We start from the raw sequence: 19,736 nt of genomic DNA, 5'->3' as shown, positions 1-19,736 counted from the left end.
TCGCTATGCGGCTGCTACGTATTCAGCCATTTCCCAGATCGGCCGCAGCTCGACCGTGCCGGTGCTGGACGCGGGGCAGCGCGCGGCCCATTCGATCGCCGTGTCGATGTCGGCCGCCTCGATCATATAGAAGCCGGCCAGTTGCTCCTTGGTGTCGGCATAGGGGCCGTCGAGCACGTTGGTCTTGCCGTTCGCCATCCGTACCGCGGTGGCCGCCTGCGTCGGGCGCAGCCGCTCGCCGGCGATGTACGCGCCGGATTTCTTCAGCGCCTCGGTATAGGCGCCATAGGCCGCGAGCACCTGCTGGGTCTGCTCCTTCGACACGTTCGCCATCGCGGCCTCGTCATTGTAGATCAAAAGCATGTATCGCATGGTCTTCTCCCGTTTCTTGAGGGCCGCATCGTCGCGTGCCGGCCTATGTCGTGCGGCCTCGGCCGATTTCGACAGGCCGCCGCGAGAATCTTTTTTTGCCGCGCCGCTGATGTGCCGGTCGATCGGCTCCTTTTGCCACTCTCAACCATTGGTCTAACGCACGCAATTGCGGGTTGGCATTTGCTTTCCGCCGTCTAAACTCGTCGCGGGCTCGCCGGGAGGGGGCGGATTGCGGGCCGACATTTTCAGGGAGGAAATCGCGATGTTCAATTTCAGGACCAAATCTATTGCCGCCGGCGCGCTGGCCTTGTCGCTCGGCCTTGGCGCCGTGTCGGCCGGGGCGCAGGAATTCATCAATGTGCTCACCGGCGGCACGTCCGGCGTCTACTATCCGCTCGGCGTCGCCCTGTCGGAGATTTACGGCAAGGGCATCGAAGGCGCCCGCACGCAGGTTCAGGCGACCAAAGCGTCGGTCGAGAACCTGAACCTGCTGCAGCAGGGCAAGGGCGAGATCGCCTTTGCGCTCGGCGATTCGGTCAAGATGGCTGCCGAAGGCAACACGGAGGCCGGCTTCCCGGGCAAGCTCGACAAGCTGCGCGGGATTGCCGCGATCTATCCCAATTACATCCAGATCGTCGCCAGCCAGGACTCCGGCATCAAGACGCTCGCCGACCTCAAGGGCAAGAGCCTGTCGGTCGGCGCGCCTGCCTCCGGCACCGAGCTCAACGCGCGCGCCATCTTCGCCGCCGCCGGTCTCAAATACGAGGATCTCGGACGGGTCGAATACCTGCCCTTCGCCGAGTCGGTCGAGCTGATCAAGAACCGCCAGCTCGACGCCACCTTGCAGTCGGCCGGCCTCGGCGTCGCTTCCATCCGCGATCTCGCCACCTCGGTTCCCATCAACGTCGTCGCCGTGCCGGCCGAGGACGTCGCCAAGATCGGCGCGCCCTATCTTTCCGTGGTTATCCCGAAAGGCACCTATGAAGGCCAGACGCAGGATGTCGCGACCGCCGCGGTCGGCAATTTCCTGATTACCCGGGCCGACGTCTCCGACGAGACCGCCTACCAGATGACCAAGCTGCTGTTCGAGCATCTCGACCAGCTGGTAGCCGCCCATGCCGCCGCCAAGGCGATCGATCCGGCCAAGGCGCTGGACGGCATGCCCGTGGCGCTGCATCCCGGCGCGGAGAAATATTACAGGGAAAAAGGGCTGCTGAAGTAGGGGACGCGGCAGTCTGAGATGTCTTCGCCAGACAACCCCCTCTGGCCTGCCGGCCATCTCCCCCGCAAGGGGGGAGATTGGCTGTCGCCGCGCGCTTCGCCAATCGCCGATGTAGCAGGAAGAGCGCCGTCATTGACGCTTCCGATCTCCCCCCTTGCGGGGGAGATGCCCGGCAGGGCAGAGGGGGGTGGCTCGCACTGTCATTCGTTCGTCTTGGAGCCCGCCGGATGAGCGAAGCCAAGCCCGCAACAACAAGCGACGGCAACCCGCCCACGTTCCATCTTCCCGTCGCCGAGGAACAAGTCGAAGGTCTGCCGCCCGGTTTTGGTGAAGGCCTCGCCGGCAAGGCGGCGTTCCTGGTTGCGGTCGCCTTTTCCGTCTTCGAGATCTACATCGCCGCCTATGGCAGCCTGCCCAGCCAGGTAGTGCGGGCCATGCATGTCGGCTTCCTGCTGCTGCTCGGTTTCGGCCTGATCGCCAATCTGCGCGCCAGGAGCGCCGCGGCGAAAGCAGTGTTCTGGACGCTCGGCGTGCTGGGATTCGCCACCGGCCTCTACAATTGGGTCTTCTATGCCGACCTCATCCGCCGCTCCGGCTTCCTCACCACGCCGGACCTGATCGTCGGCGCACTGCTGGTGGTGCTGGTCTTCGAAGCCGCCAGACGGCTGATGGGCCTGCCGCTGGCGGTCATCGCCTTCATCTTCCTCGCCTATTGCTTCGTCGGCAATCATTTGCCGCCGCCCTTCATCCATCGCGGCTATGATTTCGCGCAGCTTGTCGACACCTTCGCCTATGGCACCGAAGGCATATACGGCACGCCGGTCTATGTTTCGGCGGCCTATATCTTCATCTTCGTCGTCTTTGCCGCCTTCCTCGAACGGGCCGGCATGATCGCGCTGTTCAACGATTTCGCGCTCGGTCTCGTCGGTTCGTGGCGCGGCGGCCCGGCCCAGGTCTGCGTGCTGTCCTCGGCGTTGATGGGCACCATCTCCGGTTCGGGCGTCGCGAATGTCGTCGCCAGCGGCCAGTTCACCATCCCGCTGATGAAGCGCTTCGGCTTCCGCTCCGCCTTCGCCGGCGCGGTCGAGGCGACCTCATCGATGGGCGGCCAGATCATGCCGCCGGTGATGGGAGCCGTCGCCTTCATCATGGCCGAGACGCTGAACATCCCATACGCCGAGGTGGTCAAGGCGGCGATCATTCCGGCGCTGCTCTATTTCGGCGCCTGCTTCTGGCAGGTGCATCTGGAAGCCGGCAAGGCCGGCCTGCACGGCATGGCCAAGGCGGAGCTGCCCAATCCGTGGGAGGCGGTCAGGAAGCACTGGCCACTCGTGCTGCCGCTCGCGGTGCTGGTCTATCTGCTCTTTGCCGGCTACACGCCGATCTTCGCCGGCACGATGGGCCTTGCGCTGACCGTCGTGCTCATCCTCGGCACGCCGCTGGCAGCGTTGATCGGACCGCTTGCCTTTCGCTTCGTCTTCTGGCTGGCGCTCGGGCTTGCCGCGGCGTCCTTCATGCGCTTCGGCGTCAATGTGCTGAGCCTCGTCATCGCGGCGCTCGTCATCGCCTGCCTCGCCTTCAAGGGCGGGCGCGAGACGCTGCGCATTTGCGTCGACTCGCTTGCCGAAGGAGCCAAGAACGCCCTGCCCGTCGGCATCGCCTGCGCCATCGTCGGCATCGTCATCGGCACGCTGACGCTCACCGGCATCGCCTCCACCTTCATCGGTTGGATCATCTCCATCGGCGAGAACAATTTGTTCCTGTCGCTGGTGTTGACCATGCTCACCTGCCTGGTTCTCGGCATGGGTATTCCGACCATCCCGAATTACATCATCACCTCCTCGCTTGCCGGCCCGGCGCTGCTGTCGCTCGGCGTGCCGCTGGTGGTCAGCCACATGTTCGTCTTCTATTTCGGCATCATGGCGGACCTGACCCCGCCGGTGGCGCTTGCCGCCTTTGCCGCAGCACCCATGGCCAAGGAAAGCGGCCTCAAGATCGGCATTCAGGCGACCAAGCTCGCCATTGCCGGCTTCGTCGTGCCGTTCATGGCCGTCTACACGCCGGCGCTGATGCTGCAGGACGCCGGTCCCATCGCGGCGTCGTTCGGCTATCCCGTCGAGGTCGGCTATATCCTCATCAAGGCCTGCATGGGCATCGTGCTCTGGGGCGCCGCCGCCGTCGGCTTCCTCGCCCGCCGCATGGCCTGGTGGGAGCGTCTCGTCGCGTTCTGCGCCGGCCTGCTGCTGGTGGCCGCATTGCCGCTCACCGACGAGACCGGCTGGGCGCTGGCGTTTGTCTGGATCGGCTGGCACTGGTGGCGCGCCCGCCGGCTATCCACGGCCGGGACCGCATGAGCCTGTGCATCCTCGCCGCCGGCAAGACGGTGACGCTTGCCGTCGCCGCCTTCACGCTGTCTTGGACGCATTCGGTGGAACGGACGCGCTGGCAGGAGGATTGGAAAGTGTTGCCGGCCGGGCTGCAGGTCGTTGAGGCGCGGGTCAAGGGCTCCGGCGCCGGCATGGAGCCGCCGGAGGGCTCGATGCTGCGCAGCGGCTGGTGGGTCTATGCGCCGCGGATAGGGCCCCAGCCGCGCCTGGTGCTCGCGGCGTCCGGCGCCACCGGGAAGGGTTGGACGCTGTGCACGGCCGCCGGCTGCCGCGAATTGGGCGAGACGGCCGGCGAACCCACCGTGCTCGAACCGTGCGACGGCTCGAGCCAGCCGCGGTAGCGCACGATCAGCCCGGCGACCGGGTGCGATATCTCGACATGGAAGCGGAAGCGGCCGTCCTCGACGGTTTCGTACGCGGTCGAGCGCGGACAAAGCCACATCGGCAGCGGCAGGCCGAGAAAGCTCCAGCGGCGCAGCACGAGCGACAGGCGGTTCTTGCCCGCCACCAACGCCATGGCGAAGGTGAGCGGGCCGAAGCGCTCGCAAAGCAGCCGCTCCGATCGGCCACGCCCGGCAAACTGCCGGCTCGAAAAACCGTGCGTTGCGAAAGTCCGCGTCCAGGTCTCACCGTGCCCGTCGGCAGCGAAACGCACCTTGACGGGGACATCGGCCGCGCCAGGTGGGAAGCTGGCCATGCGGGCGGCAAGCCGGCTAAGAATACCGCTACCGCGCTCCACGCTGGCGCGTCCGTCCGCCATCGCCGCTCCCTCATGCATGGCGCGGATTTCAGCCGGAAGGCTTTTCCACCCATCGCCGAGCAGATCGGGATAGAGCGCCTTCCCCTTGCCGGTCTCGTCCCTGAAGCCGGTGCAAATCGTCTTGCCGGCAAACAGCGTTTCATACTCCGTGAGCTCGACGTCGCGCACTGCCGCCCGGGCGCCCGGCGCGGGCATGCGGCCGTCGAGCGCCTTGCGGATGATCGCCGCGACCGCCATGGACGGGATCAGCGGCCCGTCATCGCCCTCGGCCAACAGGTGCCAGGACCGTTTGATCGGCCTGCCGGCCTCGTCCACGCCGTTGACCTCGACGAACATGCCGCCGCGATGCTCGCCCCATGACAGCCTGTTGGTCGCCCAATGCATCAGCGGCGCCAGCGGCGACAGCGACCGCACCAGGCCAGCGCGGACCAGCCAAGCCAGGCCGATCAGAGCCCGGTGCAGCAGCTCGGGCACCGGGCCGGCGCCCATCCAGATCATCTTCGTTTCCGGCCACAATGCCTGCAGCGCGCGCAAATCCGGCACGTCGACCAGCGAGAACAGCGTGTTTCTCAACGGCACGCGCCCGGGCGGCGCGATCGTATAGCGCATCTGCTCGGTGAGCGGATAACCTTCGGCCGGTCTGCCGCCCCGCAGCATCTGCACCGGCCGGCCGGCATAGCTTGCAATGGCGCGGATGACGTTCTCGCCGACGCCGGCGAAGGGCGATGGCGCAATGCCGCCGCGGATGCCGTCGACACGCACCATGCCGGCCGAAAGGCGCCGCACGACCGCCGCCGTCAGCACAGGAAAGCTCGACACGCCGGAGAGCACCATTACGCCCGCCGCCTTGGCCGCCGCGTCGAAGGCTGATACCCCGGCGACGAAGTCCGAACCGTCGGCAAGGTCGAGATAGTGGATGCGCGCACCGATACAGGCTTGGACCAGCCGGTAGCGCCCCTCGCCATAGGCCTGGAACGGACCGCTGGCGTCGACCACGATGTCGGGCAGCATGCCGGCGAGTTGCGCGGCAAGGTCGCCGTCGCGGTCGAATGCCGCCGGCACGAGCCTGGCCTCGGTCGCGCCCCGTCCTTTGCAGTAAGCCTCGGCCCTGGCGAGCGACCGGCCGGCGATGATGAGCTCGAGGCGTGGCTCGTTCTCCAGCAATCGGACGATGCGTCCCCCGAAGGTGCCGTAGCCGCCGACGATGAGAAGCTTCATGCCTTGCCCCAAGCCTGCCGTAACCGCCGTCAGCCGATCAATCGCTCCCGCAACTCGGCCGAGGGTATCTCGCAAGTGTCTTTCCGGCCGAACAGCGCGTAGCGGTTCTTGGCGACGCGGTCATAAAGCCAGTCGCGCAGCGGCCGCGGCAGGATGAGCAGCGCCTTCGCGGAGCGCCATGGCCAGCCGAGCGCGTCCATGACGGCGACGAAGCTGTCGAGCTTGGTGAAGGCCGCGCCGTCGATGATGGCGAGGTTGCTGTCGTAGTCGTCGGTCGGCAGGCCGTGCTCGCGAAACAGCGCCTCACCGAGCGGCGACTGCGCGGTGGCGAAGCGGAAACGTCTTTTCCGGTCGAGCTTGAGGATGAGCTGAACGAAGCCCGAGCAAAACACGCAGACGCCGTCGAACACGATCAGCGGCTGGCGGGCGTCATAGGCCCGGCGCGGCAAGATGGGACGTTCGGGCAGGTCGGTCATGGCGGCCCCGGCTGCTTGTGACCCTAGGCACTAAGCTAGGGGAGACACTAAGGCAGCCGGCGGCGGCGTCAAAGTCGCGGCGTTGTCGCACGCCAGTTGCCGGCGAGCGTCAACCGCTCGGCGCGATAGGTGGTGGCGCGCTGGTCGGCGGCCGGCCGGCAGATGCGGTCATGGTGGGCTCGTTCGCGGGTCATGATCAGTTCACGCCGACGCCCAGCGAGTTGCCGCGGCGCGCGCAGGCCGGCCCTGGGCCGCGCATGTAATAGCGCTCCGGCCGATAGGTCGGTGCGACGAATTCGCGAATGGCTGCGGCATAGCCGGCGATGTGATTCCAGAAGTTCATTTTACCTGGTCCCTGTCCCGCTTTCGGATGTCCCGTCCGAATTGTTCGAGAGCATAGCGTCGAGGCGTGAATAGTCGGTGAACGTGATGTTAATTTCTGGTCCGAAACACGTTGCTTCGTGGCGGGATTGCGGCTGATTCGGGGTCTTTCGGCGCCTTTCGTCGCGATTCCGCTCCGTGTGACTTTTGCATCACATATGTTTCGTTCCGATGTCGCTTGCGCGCGCATCTGTTTCACGTCCGGCCGGTGACAGGGAATTCCTTTCGTGCGCCTGGTCGGGCAGGAACCTGTCCCGGAACACGACGTTGACCCCTCAAGGCCGGGGGCGAACCGGCCGTGTTGGCGGCCCTCTGCCGCGCAACTTCCCGACAATGCGAAACATGGAAAGGCAACCGCCATGGGCTTCTTTTCGAAAGACATCAAGACTCTCGACGACCTCTTCATCCACACGCTGCGCGACATCTATTATGCCGAGAAGCAGATCGAGAAATCGCTGCCGAAAATGATCGACAAGGCGACCGATCCGCAATTGAAGGGCGGCTTCGAGAAGCATCTCGCGCAGACCAAGGGTCACATCGAGCGGGTCGAGCAGGTGTTCGAGCTGCACGGCGTCAAGGCCAAGACCGTCAATTGCCCGGCCATCGACGGCATCCTCGCGGAGGCTGACGAAGTTAGCGGCGATGTCGACGACAAGGAGGTCCTCGACGCTGCGCTGATCGCCTCCGCCCAGGCCGTCGAGCACTATGAGATAACGCGCTACGGCACGCTGATCGCCTGGGCCAAGCAGCTCGGCCGCAGCGACTGCGCCAACGTGCTGGCCAAGAACCTCAAGGAAGAAGAGGCGACGGACCGCAAGCTCACCGAGATCGCGGAAAGCAAGGTCAACCTGCAGGCCGCCGAATAGCAGGCTGCGTGGCCAGCCCGCCCGGAACCCAAGCGAACCCCTGTCCGTTGCGATTGAAACCGCATCGCGCAGGAGTTCGCAATGGCACCACGCCCGGCTTGGAAGGGCTATCTCAAACTGTCGCTGGTCACATGCGCCATCGAGCTCACCAACGTCGTGACCCAGGCCGAGAAGGTCTCTTTCCGCATCCTCAACCGCAAGACCGGCAACACCGTCAAGCGCATCTATGTCGATGCGGGCACCGGCAAGCCGCTTGAAGAGGGCGACGAGGTCAAGGGCTATGAGGTGAGCGACGGCGACTTCGTCCATATCGAGGAGGACGAGATCGAGGCGGTGCAGATCGAATCCTCGCACACGATGAGCCTCGACGGCTTCGTCGAGAAATCCTCGATCGAGCAGATCTACCTCGACACGCCCTACTATGTTTCCCCGGCGGACGAGGTGTCGCAAGAAGCCTTCGCCGTCATCCGCGACGCGATGGCGGCCAGGAAGATGGCGGGGCTTGCGCGCATCGTGCTTTATCGGCGCGAGCGGCCGGTGGCGATCGAGCCGCTCGGCAAGGGCATGGTGCTGACCACCTTGCGCTACGACGACACGGTGCGCCGGCCGGCGACGGTGTTCGAGGACATCGCAGCGGCGAAGACCGACAAGGAGATGATCGACCTGGCCCAGCACATCATCGACGGCAAGAAGACGAAGTTCGACCCGTCGAAATTCGACGACCGCTACGAGGAGGCGCTGCTCGAGCTGATCCGCGCCAAGAAGGCGGGCAAGAAGGCGCCCAAGGCCAAGGCGCAGCCAAAGCCGTCCAATGTGGTCAACCTGTTCGATGCGTTGAAGAAGAGCCTGAACGCGGAAGGCGGCGGCAAAGCCGGCAAGGCCACATCGAAAGCGGCGGCCGGGAAAAGCAAGAGCAAGGCCGCGCCAAAACGCAAATCCGCATAGGAGGATGGCGGCATGGCCGGCCTCGAGCAGTATCACGCCAAGCGCGACTTCAAGAAGACCGCCGAGCCGGCCGGCAAGGTCGGCAGGCAAAAGCAAGGCGGCGGCATCTTCGTCGTCCAGAAGCATGCCGCCACGCGGCTCCATTATGATTTCCGGCTTGAGCATGACGGCGTCTTGTGGAGCTGGGCGGTGACGCGCGGCCCGAGCCTCGATCCGCATGAGAAGCGGCTGGCCGTGCATGTCGAGGATCACCCGATCGACTACGCGTCCTTCGAAGGCACCATTCCGAAAGGCCAATATGGCGGCGGCTCGGTGATCGTCTGGGACGAAGGCAAGTGGACGCCGGATGGCGATCCGGCCAAGGGCATGAAGAAGGGCCATATCGACTTCGAGCTCGAGGGCCACAAGCTCAACGGCCGCTGGCATCTGGTCAGGCTGCGGCCCCGCCCGGGCGAGAAGCGCGACAACTGGCTGCTGATCAAATCCGACGATGCCGCCGCCCGGCCCGGCGAGGATGTTCTCGAGGAGGAACCGAAATCGGTGAAGTCGGGCCTGACCATCGAGGAGGTGGGCGAAGGCAAGACCGCCAGGGGGCAGACACCGAAAGTCTGGCAATCCAACAGGCCGGCTGCCGCCAAGACCAAGGCCGGGCCTGGCAAGCGTCTCGAATTCATCGAGCCGCAGCTGGCGACGCTGGAAAAGGATGCGCCCGCCGGCGAGGACTGGCTGCATGAAGTCAAATTCGACGGCTACCGCATGCAGGCGCAGATCGCCGGCAGCGAGGTCCGGCTGCTCACTCGCGCCGGTCTCGACTGGACGGACAAATTCGATGGTCCTGTCACCGCTGCGCTTGCCAGGCTGAAATGCCGCGACGCCATCATCGACGGCGAGATCGTGGTTTTGGCCGACAGCGGCATCTCGTCCTTCCCCTTGCTGCAGGCGGACCTGTCGGCCCGACGCGCCGACCGCTTCGTCTACTATGTCTTCGACCTGATGCGGCTCGACGGCAAGGACCTGCGCCGCGAACCGTTGGTCGAACGCAAGCAGGCGCTGGCAGAGCTGCTGGGCCAGCAGCCCGAACATTCGGCGCTGCGCTTCAGCGACCATTTCCACGAGCCGGGCAAGGTCATGCTGCAGCATGTCTGCCGGATGGGCCTGGAAGGCGTGGTATCGAAACGCGCCGACGCGCCCTACCGCAGTGGGCGGGGGCTCTCCTGGATCAAATCCAAATGCACGCTGCGCCAGGAATTCGTCATCGGCGGCTATCTGCCCTCGGACAAGACCGGGCGCGGCCTGCGCTCGCTGCTGGTCGGCTTCAACGAAGGCGGCAAGCTGCACTATGCCGGCCGTGTCGGCACCGGCTTTTCCGGCAAGGTGATGACGGATTTGAAGAAGAAGCTCGACGGCCTCAAGGCGACGGCCTCGCCGTTCTCGGCCGCCGTGCCCAAGGGCAAGGGCCTCACCTTCGTCAAGCCGGAACTTGTCGGCGAGGTGGAGTTCCGCAGCTGGACTTCCGACCGTATAATCCGGCACGCCTCGTTCCAGGGGTTGCGCGAGGACAAGCCGGCGGAGGAAGTCGTGCAGGAACAGCCGAAGAAGGCCGAAACCGGGGCGAAGCCGGGTGCAAAGACCGCACCGAAACCCTCGGCCGGAACGGCGAAGACCTCGATCAAGCTCTCGCATCCCGACAAGCTGCTATGGCCCGACGAAAAGGTTTCCAAGCGGGACCTGCTCGATCATTACGCGCTGGTCTGGCCGCGCATGGCAGAATTCGTCGTCAACCGGCCGCTGAGCCTGGTGCGGGCACCGGACGGCATCCACGGCCAGCGCTTCTTCCAGAAACACGCCTCGCCCGGCATGAGCGACAAGATCGCCAGGATGAAGGATCCGACCGATGGCGAGGAGATACTGTTCATCAAGGATTTCGACGGGCTGGCGGCGCTTGTCCAGTACGGCGTGGTCGAGGTGCACATCTGGGGCTCGACGATCGATAAGTTGGAAAAGCCGGACCAGATCATCTTCGATCTCGATCCTGACGAAGGCGTCGATGTCGGCCGCGTGCGCGAGGCCGCGCTCGACATCCACGAGCAGCTCAACGAGCTGTCGCTGCCGAACCTGGTCAAGACCTCAGGCGGCAAGGGCTATCACGTGCTGGTGCCGCTGAAGCCGTCGGCGGGGTGGGATGAGGTCAAGGATTTCGCCCATGATTTCGCCCGCGCGCTCGAGCAGGCCGCGCCCGACCGCTACACGGCGACGCTGTCGAAGAAGGCGCGCACCGGCAAGATCTTCGTCGACTATCTGCGCAACGGCAGGGGCTCGACCACCGTCGCGCCCTATTCCTCGCGCGCCAAGAAGGGCGCGACGATATCGATGCCGGCGACTTGGCCGGAGATAAAGAAAGGCCTGGCGCCGAATGCGTTCCCGCTTGGGGATGCTTCCACGCTGGCACAGCTGAAGAAGGCCGATCCGTGGAAGGAGTTCTTCAAGCAAGGGAAGCCACTGAAGCGGGGGTAGGTTTGCGTGGACGGCAGAGCCGGCAAAGCCGCGATCCTTCGCGCCCCCCTCTGGCCTGCCGGCCATCTCCCCCTCTAGGGGGGAGATTAATCGCTCAGCCGGTTTCGCCAATCTCCAACGTTGCAAGAATGGCGGAGAGCCAGAACTGCCAATCTCCCCCCTTGAGGGGGAGATGGCCGGCAGGCCAGAGGGGGGCGCCTCGCGCCGACATTGCGAAGGTATCGCTTGCGCGTGACCCTACGCCAGAAACACCCGCTCAAACTCCTGCCTGCCCGTCGGCGAGAACACCACGGCGCGGCTGTCCTTCTCGCGCCGTGCCCATCTCTCGGCGATGATCTTGTCGAGGATGGCCGCACCAAGCGTGCCGGCCAGATGCGAGCGCCGCACGCTCCAGTCGAGGCAGGCGCGGCACACCGGCCGCCGCGCCTTGGCGTGGGTCTCGATGCCGAGCGCGGAAAAATGCGCGGCCCCGGACGGCGAGAGCCTGATCTGGTTGTCGTCGCGCAGCAAAAGCTTCCTGTCGAGCAGCCGGTCGAGCATCGCCACCGCCTGCTCGCCGGCCAGGTGATCGTAGCAGACCCGCGCCACGCGCATGGCAGCGTCGCGCGGTCCCGGCCGCACGCGCTTCGGGCCGACCGCTTCGGCGACGCCGATGATCGCCTCGATCATGCCGGCCACCTGCGCGCCGGCGAGACCGTAATAGCGGTGTCGGCCCTGGCTGGCCAAAGTCAGCAAGCCGCCATCCATCAGCTTCGACAGATGCGAGGAAGCGGTGGGCAGCGACACGCCGGCTTCCAGCGCCAGTTCCGACGCCGTCAGCGCCGTACCGCCCATCAGGGCGTTCAGCATGTTGGCGCGGGCCGGGTCGCCGACCAGGCTGGCGATGCGGGCGATGTCGGGTCCTTCACGCATGGTTCGATCCTCATCGAAGCATTCCTGTCAGGGAAGCACTATTCTGCGGTCGGCTCAAGCAGCGCGGCAAACTCTCCTGACAGGAGAATGCCTAGCACAAAGGCACAAGCGATGTTTCGACCGCGGTCTAACCATCGTCGTCAAAACTCAACGGACGAGGAGACCGACATGACCATCACCTGCTTCATCCGCTACGAGATCGACCCGTTCGGCAAGGCGGCCTTTGAGCAATATGCGCGGGCCTGGGGCCAGGCCATTCCGCGCTGCGGCGCCGACCTGATCGGCTATTACGCCCCGCATGAAGGCTCGGCCACCACGGCCTATGCCGCCTACAACATCGAGAGCCTCGCGGCCTATGAAGGCTATCGCGCCCGGCTTGCCGCCGACCCGGCGGGCAAGGCAAATTATGAATTCGCGCGGCGCGAGAAATTCATCTTGAAGGAAGACCGCGTCTTCCTGAAGCTGGTGTCCGGGCCGCACGGGCCGAGACAGGTCTTTCGCACCGACGTGGTTGTCAAGGAAGGGGTCGAGACATGATCGCTGTCATCTTCGAGGTGGAGCCGGCGGAAGGCAAGCGCGATGCCTATCTCGGCATCGCCGCCGAGCTTAAGCCGCTGCTAGAGAGCATCGACGGCTTCATCTCGGTCGAGCGCTTCCAGAGCCTGACCGACCCCAGGCGGGTGCTGTCGCTGTCCTTCTGGCGCGACGAGGAAGCGGTGAAGGCCTGGCGCAACACCGAGGAGCACCGGCAGGCGCAGAAAGCCGGGCGCGGCGGCATCTTTGCCGGCTACCGTCTGCGCATCGCCCATGTCATGCGCGACTACGGGATGGAGGAAAGGGCCGAGGCGCCGCAGGATAGCCGCGAGGTGAATGGGTAGGCTCCCCCTTCTCCCCTTGTGGGAGAAGGTGTCGCCGAAGGCGACGGATGAGGGGTGTTCCAGCTTGGCGACGCCGGAGGAGACGGCACGTTTGCCGGCGTCTCACTCCGCTGGAGCACCCCTCATCCGGCCGCTTCGCGGCCACCTTCTCCCACAAGGGGAGAAGGTAAAGAGCTACGCATTCCCGATCAGCACGCCCGCCCCGAACACCAGCGCGCCGCCCAGCACCACCTGGAAGGCGGCGCGCCAGAAGGGGGTCTGCATGTAACGGTTCTGCACGAAAGCGATCGCCCAGAGTTCGAAGAACACCACCACCGCCGCCACGGCAGTGGCCGTCCAGAAATGCGGGATCAGATAGGGCAGCGCGTGACCGAGGCCGCCCAGCGAAGTCATCAGGCCGACCGTCAGCCCGCGCTTGATCGGCGAGCCGCGCCCCGACAGCTTGCCGTCGTCAGAGGCGACCTCGGTGAAACCCATCGAGATGCCGGCGCCGATCGAGGCGGCGAGGCCGACCAGAAGCGTCTGCCAGGTGTCGTGCGTGGCGAACGCCGCGGCGAAGATCGGCGCCAGCGTCGACACAGAGCCGTCCATCAGCCCAGCCAGCCCGGGCTGCACATAGGTGAGGATGAACTGGCGCTGCTCGGCCGTCGCCTCCTCCACCTTGACGGTTCCCGGCACATGCTGCTGCTCCAATTCATGCGCCGAGCTTTCATGACCCTGCTCGGCCGCGGCGAGGTCATTGAGCAGCTTGCGCGTCGAGGCGTCGGTGGTGCGCTTGGCCGCCTCGACATAGAAGCGATAGGCCTGCCGCTCCATTTCCTCGGCCTGCCGCCGCACATGCTCGATGCCGAGCGGCCTCACCAGCCAGTCCGGCTTGCGCTCGAAATAGCCTTTCACATGCTCGCGCCGGATCAGCGGGATGCGCTCGCCGAAGCGCTTGCGGTGAAGCTCGATGAGCGAATCGCGATGGCCGTCCTCTTCCTCGGCCATCGCCTCGAACACTTTTGCCGATTGCGGAAAGTCCTGCGCCAGGCCATCGGCATAAGCGCGGTAGATGCGTCCGTCATCCTCCTCGGAGGAGATCGCCAGCGCCAGGATCTCCTGCTCCGAAAGCGAATCGAAGGAACGGCGGCCGAAGCCGAAAACACGGGAAAGCATGATGGGATCACTCTAGTTTAGAATTGTTCTAAACTATGATTTTGGCAGTTGAAGGTCAATTGCCAACGGCGCGGGCTGCGGGCGCGCGAATGCTGATCCCGCGGAGATCAAACCCTTCATTATTGCCGAATGTTTGCCTATATAACTGACCGCCACCGAAATTGAAGGACGCCCGGCATGACGGACAAGAAGCCCCCGCACGCATTTGACGCCAAGCCGGTTCTCGATCTCATCGCCAGCATCGAGGCCGACCTGCAGCGCCTGAAAGGTCTTGTCGAGGAACAGCTCGATAAATTCGACCCGGCCAACCCGCACAACAAGACGCCGGACGGCAAGCTGACCGAGGAAGGCGCCGAGTGCTGCTACCGCATGTTCGACGAAGGCAAGTCGCGCTACACGGTTTCGCAGCAGATGAAGATATCCTTCGCCGCCGCCACCCACCGCTTCAACTCCTGGCGCAAGCTGGGCGGCAGCAAAAGGACGAAGACGCTGTTGGGGTGAACCTGCGCTTTCGTCATCCTCGGGCTTGACCCGAGGATCCATGCCATGACTTCTGCCGTAGAATGCGGCGGTGCAGAACAATCGTTCCAAATTCGCTGTGAAAGGCGACCCAATTCTGGTCCGCTTTCGCGCGTCACGGACGTCACGGCATGGATTCCAGGGTCTGCGCGCGTCGCTCCGCTCCTTGCTCCGCCCTGGAATGACGAAGGTGACAGCCGCTGGCGCATCTTCCAAAACCTTGTCTCCATCACATTTTTTCGTTGGCGCGACGCCTCGGTTTGCGTGCACCATGACGGTGCTCATCCCGCGAGGCCCATCATGCTCACCCTGCCCGGCATCTCCGACATCCGCGCCGCCGCCGAGCGGCTTTCCGGCCTGATCGTCGAAACGCCGCTCATCGAATCGCCAGAGCTAAACGAGCGCTATGGCGGCCGCATTCTGTTCAAGCCCGAGACGCTGCAGCGCACCGGCTCCTTCAAGATCCGCGGCGCCTACAACAAGTTGTCGAGCCTGAGCGAGGAAGAGCGCGGCCGCGGCGTCGTCGCCTTCTCGTCCGGCAACCACGCGCAAGGCGTGGCGGCCTCGGCCGCCATGTTCGGTGCCAAGGCGGTGATCGCCATGCCGGCCGATGCGCCGGCGCTCAAGATCGGCAATGTCCGCAAGATGGGCGCCGAAGTGGTGCCGTTCGATCGCTACAAGGACGACCGCATGGCGGTCGTTCGCCCCTATATCGAAAAGGGCATGGCGCTGGTGCCACCCTTCGACGATCCGGCGATCATCGCCGGCCAGGGCACGATCGGCCTGGAACTGATCAAGCAGGCGAAAGCGCTTGGCGTGGCCCTCGACGCCGTCGTCGTTCCTTGCGGCGGCGGCGGCCTGTCGAGCGGCATTTCCGTCGCGGTCAAGGACGCTTCGCCGAGCACGCAAGTTTGGGCGGTCGAGCCCGAGCATTTCGACGACACGCGCCGCTCGCTGGCCAAGGGCGAGCGGGTCGCGAACGAGCCCGGCCACAGCTCGATCTGCGATGCGCTGCTCACCGCCGAGCCGGGCGCCATCACCTTCGAGATCAACCGCCGGAATCTCGCCGGCGCCATCGCCGTCTCTGACAAGGCGGCCGCCCAGGCGATGCGCGACGCCATGGCCCATCTCAAGCTGGTGGTCGAGCCCGGCGGCTGCGTCGCGTTTGCCGCGCTGTCATCCGGCGAGATCGACCTTGCCGGCAAATGCGTTGCCGTGGTGCTCTCCGGCGGCAATGTCGATTTCGGCACCTATGCGGAGATCATGGCGGCGGCTTAGAGGCGCGGCCTGCACGCGAGAATCGTTGTGATCCTTCGCGCCCCCGCTGTCCCGCCAGCCTTAGGCTTTTGTGCGCAAGATTTTCCGTGATCTCAATCCAGCGTGCGCCTGAACCGCACCAGCGCTACGCCGGCAAACAATGCCACGAACACCACCAGCCAGCCGACTTCCGTCGCCACCGCCGGAAGCTCCGCCCCTTTCAGCATGACGGCGCGGGTGATGCGCAGAAAATGGGTCAGCGGGAAGATCTCGCCAAAGGTCTGCGCCCAGCCCGGCATGCCGCGATAGGGGAACATGAAGCCCGACAGCATGATCGAGGGCAGGAAGAAGAAGAAGGTGAGCTGCAGCGCCTGCATCTGCGTGCGCGCAATCGTCGAGATCGTGTAGCCGAGCAGCACCAGCGACAGCACGAACACCAGCACTGTGGACAGCAGCAGCGACAGCGACCCCATGAAGGGAATGGCAAACAGAAGCTTCGCTGCGGCCAGCACCACCACCACCTGCACCGCGCCCACCACCAGGTAGGGCAGCACCTTGCCCATCATGATCTCGAGCGGGCTCGACGGCATGGCCAACAGGTTTTCCATCGTGCCGCGCTCGGTCTCGCGCGTCAGCGCGATCGAAGTCATCATCACCATCGTCATCTGCAGGATGACGCCGAGCAGGCCGGGCACGATGTTGTATTGCGAGATGCCCTCGGGATTGTAGCGCCGGTGCACGACGACATCGAGCTGGCCGCGCGCCGCCTCCTTGGCCGTTTCCTCAGTGCCCTGCGCCCTGAGCAGCGCCTGGCCGGCCACGGTGCTCAGCGTCGAGATCGCGCCGCTGGCCACCGCCGGGTCGGTGGCGTCGGCCTCGATCAGGATCTGCGGATTGTCGCCGCGCTCGACGCGGCGGGCGAAATCGGCGGGGATGGTGACGACGAAGGAGACGTCGCCGCGCGCCATCAAGAATTCGGCTTCCTCGGCACTTTGCGCGACATGGTCGAAGCGGTAGTAGCCCGTTGTCTGCAGCGCCGAGACCATCGCCCGCGTGTAGGGATCGCTGCTGGTCGCCACGAGCGCGGCCGGCAGGCTCTTCGGGTCGTTGTTGATCGCATAGCCGAACAGTACCAGCTGAATCAGCGGCACGCCCAGCATCATGGCGAAGGTGATGCGGTCGCGCCGCATCTGGATGAATTCCTTGATGAGCAGCGCGCCCAGCCTGGCGAAGGAGAAGACCGCTTTCATGCCATATTGTCCTTCGAGCCGGCCATGAACTGGATGAACACATCCTCGAGGCTGGTCTCGCCTGGCTTCACGGTGACGCCCTTGTGTTCCTTCTCGACGTCGGCCAGCGCCTTTTCGAGCGCCGCCTTGTCGGAGCCGACGACATGCAGCGTCGCGCCGAACGGCGCCACCTGGTCGACGCCGGGCCTGCCTTGCAGCGCCTCGGCCACCTGGTCGAGCCGCGGCCCCTGCAAGACGAAAGTGGTCAGCCCGGCATTCTTCACCACCTCGTCCACGGTGCCGGTGGCGAGCATCTTGCCGTAGGAGATGTAGCTGATGCGGTGGCAGCGCTCGGCCTCATCCATATAGTGGGTGGAGACGAGCACGGTCAGCCCGCCGCCGGCAAGGCGATGGATCTCGTCCCAGAACTCGCGCCGGGCCTTCGGATCGACGCCGGCCGTCGGCTCGTCGAGCAGCAGCAGCTTCGGCTCGTGCATGATGCAGGCGGCCAAAGCCAGCCGCTGCTTCCAGCCGCCGGAAAGCGTGCCGGCCAGCTGGTTGCGGCGGCTGGCCAGGCCGAGATCCTGAAGCGTGCGCGAGACATACTCCTCGACCGGCCTCAGCCGGTAGAGCCGCGCCACGAATTCGAGGTTCTCGCCGATCGTCAAATCCTCGTAGAATGAGAATTTCTGCGTCATGTAGCCGACTTCGCGCTTGATCTTGAGCGCGTCGGTGCGGATGTCGAAGCCCAGCACCGTGCCGTCGCCTTCGTCCGGCGTCAAAAGTCCGCACATGATACGGATGGTCGTCGTCTTGCCCGAGCCGTTCGGCCCGAGGAAGCCGACGATCTCGCCTTCGGCGACCGTCATCGTCACATGGTCGACGACGGTCTTGTCGCCGAAGCGCTTGACCAGGCCGCGAACGTCGATGGCGTTCATTGCCCGAGATCCGCAAGATCGACATCGACGATCTGACCGGGCTGCAGTGGTCCCGCATCGCCCTCCGGCCGCGCCTCGACGAGATAGACCAGCTTCTGCCGGTTCTCCAGCGAGTAGATCACCGGCGGCGTGAATTCGGGGTCGGGCGAGACATAGCTGACGCGCGCCTTCAGTCCCGTCCCGCAGCCGTCGCAACGGACGTTGAGCTCGGTGCCGACCTTGACCGCCGAGAACGCGCTTTCGGGCACATAGACGCTGAGCTTCACGGCGCCGTCCGGCAGCATCGAGATCACCGGCGCGGTCGGCCCGGCTGTGTCGCCTGGATTGCGGATGACGTCGTTGACGCGGCCAGGCGAGGGCGCCGCCAGCACCCGCTTCGACAGCCGCCACTCGGCCTGCTCAAGGGTCGACCGCGCCTGCTTGACCTGGTTGTCGGCGGCCTTGATGGTCTCGGCCCGCGCCGGCAGATTGCCGACGGCGAGATTGGCTTCCGCCTGGCCGACCTGGGCATTGGCGGTCTCCAGCGAAGCCGAGGCGGTGTCGTAGTCAGCCTGGGTGCCGGTGCCGCGCTTGTAGAGGTCGCTGGCGCGGTCGTATTTGCGCTTGGCGTCGGCCGCCTGGGCCTTGGCCATGTCGACCTCGGCCTTGAGCACGGCGATTTCCTCGGGGCGCTTGCCGACCTGCAGATCGGCAAGCTGCGCCTGCGCCTGCGCAAGTGCTGCTTTAGCCTGCGCAACCTCGATCTTGGCGTCGGCGTCTTCCAGCGTCGCCACCGCCATGCCGTTCTCAACGCGGTCGCCGCGCCGAACCGACACCGTCGCCACCTGGGCCACTTCGATCGGCGCCATCAGCACATATTCGCCTTCGACATAGCCGACGGCCAAAGGTGCGGCCGGCGCGCAGGCGCCGAACAATTGGGCCGCGAGCGGCAGCGAACAGAGAAAGCTCATGATTTGCCCTTCTTGCCGGCGGCGGCCCCCCGCGCGGCCAGCATTGCCCGGAGATTGTCGGTTGCGACCGCCACCACCTTGGCGGCCTCTTCATTGCCGATGTCGCGCCAGCCCATCCGGCGCATCACCGCCTCGCGGCCGATGCGGAAATAGATGACCTGGCCGATCATGGTGAAGACGGTAAGCTTGGTCGCTTCGCTCTCGGCCGGCTCGCCGGTTGCCTGTTCCCAGACCTGGCACAGCCGCCGGTGCGTCGGCTCGAACACGCCGTCATAGATGCGGTCGAGCGCGGCGGTCGGATGCGAGAGCTCGCGAAGTACGAATTGTACGATCTCGCCGGCCTGCGGACTGGCCACGACGAAACCCACCATCCGCTCGAGCGCCGCGAAAAGCTGCGCTCGGGCTGCTTCCGGGTCCAGGGGAGCCGTTGCTTGCACGCCGCCCAGCGCCTGGCCGGCAATTCCCTGGATGGTGTCGACGATGAAGTCGGCGGCGGCGGCGCGCAGGCCCTCCTTGCCGCCGAAATGATAGGCGATGGAGCCGATATTGGCCTTGGCCTCGGCCGCGATCTCCCGCGTCGAGGTGCCGTCGAAACCTTGCCGCCCGAACAGCCTGAGCGCCGCGTGGACAAGCGCCGCGCGCGTTTGATCGGCGGTGCCGACCTCGCGCTGTGGCCTTCTTGCGATTGATCGTTTGTTCATGCCGACACTTTAATCAATCGATTGATTAAAGTCAAATTTGGGCTCGACTCGGC

At 65.3% G+C, this 19,736-nt stretch carries 20 protein-coding genes and 1 pseudogene; 10 read left to right on the top strand and 11 right to left on the bottom strand.

The window, feature by feature from the left end:
* Positions 1-3: 3 nt before the first annotated feature.
* Positions 4-372, bottom strand: coding sequence for a YciI family protein (locus LB520_RS26470; RefSeq protein ID WP_095770177.1), 369 nt, complete (start codon positions 370-372; stop codon positions 4-6).
* 262 nt (positions 373-634) lie between these two features.
* Between LB520_RS26470 and LB520_RS26465 the strand changes: the two genes are divergently transcribed.
* The 3 genes from LB520_RS26465 (at position 635) to LB520_RS26455 (ending at position 4,322) form a co-directional block, all read left to right on the top strand.
* Positions 635-1,594, top strand: a complete 960-nt coding sequence (locus LB520_RS26465) for a TAXI family TRAP transporter solute-binding subunit (RefSeq protein ID WP_224639903.1) — start codon at positions 635-637, stop codon at positions 1,592-1,594.
* A gap of 227 nt (positions 1,595-1,821) precedes the next feature.
* Positions 1,822-3,948 (top strand): TRAP transporter permease, encoded by a 2,127-nt coding sequence (locus tag LB520_RS26460; protein ID WP_224639902.1) that lies wholly within the window; start codon positions 1,822-1,824, stop codon positions 3,946-3,948.
* Positions 3,945-4,322 (top strand): DUF1850 domain-containing protein, encoded by a 378-nt coding sequence (locus LB520_RS26455; protein ID WP_224526172.1) that lies wholly within the window; start codon positions 3,945-3,947, stop codon positions 4,320-4,322. Before LB520_RS26460 ends, LB520_RS26455 begins: the two co-directional genes overlap by 4 nt.
* Positions 4,323-4,366: 44 nt before the next feature.
* Here LB520_RS26455 and LB520_RS26450 read toward each other — a convergent pair.
* The 4 genes and pseudogenes from LB520_RS26450 to LB520_RS26440 form a co-directional block, all read right to left on the bottom strand.
* Positions 4,367-5,959: pseudogene (locus LB520_RS26450) on the bottom strand (DUF4166 domain-containing protein); the annotation flags it as partial.
* A 29-nt stretch (positions 5,960-5,988) separates the two neighbouring features.
* On the bottom strand, positions 5,989-6,435 hold the full coding sequence (locus LB520_RS26445; RefSeq protein WP_224526174.1) for a thiol-disulfide oxidoreductase DCC family protein: 447 nt from the start codon (positions 6,433-6,435) through the stop codon (positions 5,989-5,991).
* Positions 6,436-6,503: 68 nt separating this feature from the next.
* Positions 6,504-6,629 carry a hypothetical protein gene (locus LB520_RS29225; protein ID WP_263483834.1) on the bottom strand — a complete coding sequence of 42 codons (126 nt, stop codon included), beginning with the start codon at positions 6,627-6,629 and terminating at the stop codon, positions 6,504-6,506.
* A 2-nt stretch (positions 6,630-6,631) separates the two neighbouring features.
* Positions 6,632-6,778, bottom strand: a complete 147-nt coding sequence (locus LB520_RS26440) for a hypothetical protein (RefSeq protein WP_095770181.1) — start codon at positions 6,776-6,778, stop codon at positions 6,632-6,634.
* 397 nt (positions 6,779-7,175) lie between these two features.
* On the opposite strand from LB520_RS26440, the gene LB520_RS26435 reads away from it, so the two are divergent.
* The 3 genes from LB520_RS26435 to ligD all read left to right on the top strand — a co-directional run bounded on the left by LB520_RS26435 (position 7,176) and on the right by ligD (position 11,141).
* Positions 7,176-7,682, top strand: a complete 507-nt coding sequence (locus LB520_RS26435) for a ferritin-like domain-containing protein (RefSeq protein ID WP_095770182.1) — start codon at positions 7,176-7,178, stop codon at positions 7,680-7,682.
* Between the two features lie 81 nt (positions 7,683-7,763).
* Complete coding sequence (locus tag LB520_RS26430; RefSeq protein ID WP_224526179.1) at positions 7,764-8,627, top strand: Ku protein; 864 nt, start codon at positions 7,764-7,766, stop codon at positions 8,625-8,627.
* A 12-nt stretch (positions 8,628-8,639) separates the two neighbouring features.
* A complete protein-coding gene (gene ligD, locus LB520_RS26425) occupies positions 8,640-11,141 on the top strand; it encodes a DNA ligase D (protein ID WP_224639901.1) in 2,502 nt (833 codons plus the stop codon).
* A gap of 237 nt (positions 11,142-11,378) precedes the next feature.
* Here ligD and LB520_RS26420 read toward each other — a convergent pair whose 3' ends face one another.
* Positions 11,379-12,053: an ArsR/SmtB family transcription factor gene (locus LB520_RS26420; protein ID WP_224639900.1), complete on the bottom strand. Its 675-nt coding sequence runs from the start codon at positions 12,051-12,053 to the stop codon at positions 11,379-11,381.
* Between the two features lie 168 nt (positions 12,054-12,221).
* Here LB520_RS26420 and LB520_RS26415 point away from each other — a divergent pair, with 168 nt between their 5' ends.
* Both LB520_RS26415 and LB520_RS26410 read left to right on the top strand, forming a co-directional pair.
* Positions 12,222-12,590 (top strand): NIPSNAP family protein, encoded by a 369-nt coding sequence (locus LB520_RS26415; protein WP_224526185.1) that lies wholly within the window; start codon positions 12,222-12,224, stop codon positions 12,588-12,590.
* Positions 12,587-12,931 (top strand): antibiotic biosynthesis monooxygenase family protein, encoded by a 345-nt coding sequence (locus LB520_RS26410; RefSeq protein ID WP_140847106.1) that lies wholly within the window; start codon positions 12,587-12,589, stop codon positions 12,929-12,931. Before LB520_RS26415 ends, LB520_RS26410 begins: the two co-directional genes overlap by 4 nt.
* Before the next feature lie 174 nt (positions 12,932-13,105).
* Here LB520_RS26410 and mbfA read toward each other — a convergent pair whose 3' ends face one another.
* The gene (gene mbfA / locus LB520_RS26405) at positions 13,106-14,089 is read right to left on the bottom strand and encodes an iron exporter MbfA (RefSeq protein ID WP_224549729.1); all 984 of its coding nucleotides are present in this window, start codon (positions 14,087-14,089) and stop codon (positions 13,106-13,108) included.
* Between the two features lie 177 nt (positions 14,090-14,266).
* On the opposite strand from mbfA, the gene LB520_RS26400 reads away from it, so the two are divergent.
* Together LB520_RS26400 and LB520_RS26395 are read left to right on the top strand one after the other, a co-directional pair.
* Positions 14,267-14,590, top strand: a complete 324-nt coding sequence (locus LB520_RS26400; RefSeq protein ID WP_095770189.1) for a hypothetical protein — start codon at positions 14,267-14,269, stop codon at positions 14,588-14,590.
* A 318-nt stretch (positions 14,591-14,908) separates the two neighbouring features.
* Positions 14,909-15,886: a threonine/serine dehydratase gene (locus LB520_RS26395; RefSeq protein WP_224639899.1), complete on the top strand. Its 978-nt coding sequence runs from the start codon at positions 14,909-14,911 to the stop codon at positions 15,884-15,886.
* A gap of 92 nt (positions 15,887-15,978) precedes the next feature.
* Here LB520_RS26395 and LB520_RS26390 read toward each other — a convergent pair whose 3' ends face one another.
* From LB520_RS26390 to LB520_RS26375, 4 genes are read right to left on the bottom strand one after another with little or no spacing between them, the layout of a single operon-like run.
* On the bottom strand, positions 15,979-17,115 hold the full coding sequence (locus LB520_RS26390) for an ABC transporter permease (RefSeq protein WP_224639898.1): 1,137 nt from the start codon (positions 17,113-17,115) through the stop codon (positions 15,979-15,981).
* The gene (locus LB520_RS26385) at positions 17,112-18,032 is read right to left on the bottom strand and encodes an ABC transporter ATP-binding protein (protein ID WP_095770115.1); all 921 of its coding nucleotides are present in this window, start codon (positions 18,030-18,032) and stop codon (positions 17,112-17,114) included. Before LB520_RS26385 ends, LB520_RS26390 begins: the two co-directional genes overlap by 4 nt.
* A complete protein-coding gene (locus tag LB520_RS26380; RefSeq protein WP_224526199.1) occupies positions 18,029-18,982 on the bottom strand; it encodes an HlyD family secretion protein in 954 nt (317 codons plus the stop codon). Before LB520_RS26380 ends, LB520_RS26385 begins: the two co-directional genes overlap by 4 nt.
* Positions 18,979-19,683 (bottom strand): CerR family C-terminal domain-containing protein, encoded by a 705-nt coding sequence (locus LB520_RS26375; RefSeq protein WP_224639897.1) that lies wholly within the window; start codon positions 19,681-19,683, stop codon positions 18,979-18,981. Before LB520_RS26375 ends, LB520_RS26380 begins: the two co-directional genes overlap by 4 nt.
* Positions 19,684-19,736 lie beyond the last annotated feature (53 nt).

This window comes from Mesorhizobium sp. CA12 (assembly GCF_020165255.1).
Taxonomy (GTDB): Bacteria; Pseudomonadota; Alphaproteobacteria; order Rhizobiales; family Rhizobiaceae; genus Mesorhizobium.
The sequence above is the reverse complement of the archived record's forward strand: the minus strand, read 5'-3'. Positions and strand labels throughout refer to the sequence as shown.